2 protein-coding genes are annotated in these 2064 nt (G+C 41.2%); both read left to right on the forward strand.

Translation table 11 applies throughout. The features are described 5' to 3' along the window. Positions 1–258 precede the first annotated feature (258 nt). On the forward strand, positions 259–417 hold the full coding sequence (locus J2S19_RS23570; RefSeq protein ID WP_307347336.1) for a hypothetical protein: 159 nt from the start codon (positions 259–261) through the stop codon (positions 415–417). Positions 418–656: 239 nt separating this feature from the next. Beyond that, positions 657–1985: a group II intron reverse transcriptase/maturase gene (gene ltrA / locus J2S19_RS23575; RefSeq protein WP_307347338.1), complete on the forward strand. Its 1329-nt coding sequence runs from the start codon at positions 657–659 to the stop codon at positions 1983–1985. Positions 1986–2064 lie beyond the last annotated feature (79 nt).

A 2064-nucleotide genomic window follows, 5' to 3' on the forward strand; every position in this document is an offset into this window, starting at 1 on the left:
TCTTTTGTGCGCTTGGCAGCGTATCGGGCTAACGGGTGAAAGTCCCGAACACACCGTAGTGGCGGAAGTGTATAGCTGACAGGTAGTGCATTGTCGCGAGGGAATGTGCGGAGGACCTGAAGGCAAAACCTGGAACAGGCGACAATTCAACCGTGTTGGCTGGCAGAGTCGGATAACCCTGCAAAAGAAGGGAGTGTCCAAAGCCACAAGAGGGCTCTGTTAGTTAGGAGGACTGGATTCAGGAGAAAGCCCGATAACGTGACCCAAGGAGGTCTCATCGTTTCCATTAGTTTTGTGGTAAACCTTAAACAAGCTCGTGATGAGCAAGTTGAGATTATGAATGGTGAGAAGTCAGAACAGGGGATAGTAGTGAGGAAGCTTACCGGAAAAGTCGCAATGGTAAGTGACTTAATATAAATTATTAAGAAGAGCCCTAACCCAAAAGGTAGGGACTCTGTGCGAAGCCTGTCTGTCCATGAAAGAAGAACTGAGTTATCTTACAATACGTCATGTCCATACAGAAACCGAGAGGACAAATCCACAGAATCGGGGTCGAACAGAAGGGTAGACCGTATGGGGTGTAGTACTTTATGAAACTGCTGATATTGCCGAAGTTGGGCTAGTTAATCATCAGAATGAAAGGAAAGAAACAGAACATGAACGGAATAGAAGATAAACAAGGTTTTCGTGAGGGAGTAAATACCCCACAAAAGAGGAAGTGGTATAGTCTCATAGATAAAATATGGGCATTGCCAAACATGGAGGAAGCCTTTAAAGAGGTAAAAAGGAATCGTGGGGCCGCAGGAGTAGACGGAGTAACAATTAAGGCTTTTGAAATGAGCGTGGAGGATAATGTACAAATCCTTCAAGGAGAATTACGAGAAAAGACATACAAGCCAAGACCAGTGAAACGTGTATATATTCCAAAGGCTGATGGTTCAAGAAGACCTTTAGGTATCCCAACCGTGAGAGACCGAGTAGTGCAGGCTTCTGTACGAAGAATAATAGAACCAATATTCGAAACGAAATTTCTTGATTGTAGTTTTGGATTTCGACCGAACCGAAGTGCACATATGGCATTGGAGAAAATTAGAAAAGATTTACTCGATGGCTATGTGTATGTAATTGATGCAGACCTAAAATCATACTTTGATACAATTCCGCATGAGAAACTTATGTCATTGGTTAGAGAAGAAATAGTAGATGGAAGTGTCATTGGTTTACTTGAAAGTTTCCTCCAAGCAGGAATCATGGAGGGTGGAAGTTTCCATTTAAATGAAAAGGGTACTCCACAAGGCGGTGTCATCAGTCCGCTACTCGCCAACATATATCTGCATCCGTTAGATAAACTTATGACAGAAAGAGGTCATCGCATTACAAGGTATGCAGATGATTTCGTTATCTGTTGTAAATCAAAAAAGGGTGCCGAAAGAGTACTTAAATCAGTAACTCGATTTTTAGAACAAAAACTCGGATTAATCGTACATCCTGAAAAGACTAAGATTGTTGATAATATGAATGAATCATTTGTTTTTCTAGGGTATGAATTTAAACAAGCTTATTGGGTTAAACCTTCCGAGAAATCTATAAATAAGTTTAAAAGTAAAGTCAAGGAAATAACAAAGCGAAATCAAACGGTAAACATTGAAAAACTGATAAAGGAAAGACTCAACCCATATCTAAGAGGGTGGGGTAATTACTTTGGATATTGGCATTCAAAGACATTAATGACTGAGTTTGATAAATGGATAAGAAGAAGATTGCGGTCGGTACAATTAAGAAGTTGGAGGAAAGTAAGGAAACTACATAGGGAGTTACGAAGGCGAAAATGGAAGGGAGCACTTCCAAAGCTTCGTATGTATGCATGGAGGAATTCAAAATGCAAACCCGTAAACGTAGCTCTTCCGAATGAATGGTTCTACAAAGAGAAAGGTCTTGTTTCTCTTGTGGATATTTACAATGAACATCATCTCCAAAGGGGATAAACATGGAGGAGCCGTATGCGAAGACCCGCACGTACGGATCTGTGAGAGGCGCATGAGTAATTCATGCGCCTACTCTATT

Source organism: Metabacillus malikii (assembly GCF_030813355.1).
Lineage (GTDB): Bacteria > Bacillota > Bacilli > Bacillales > Bacillaceae > Metabacillus > Metabacillus malikii.

What these genes read in the sequence shown, in the direction of transcription:
- ltrA (WP_307347338.1), top strand. Translation starts at nt 657, where the DNA reads ATGAACGGAATAGAAGATAAACAAGGTTTTCGTGAGGGAGTAAATACC.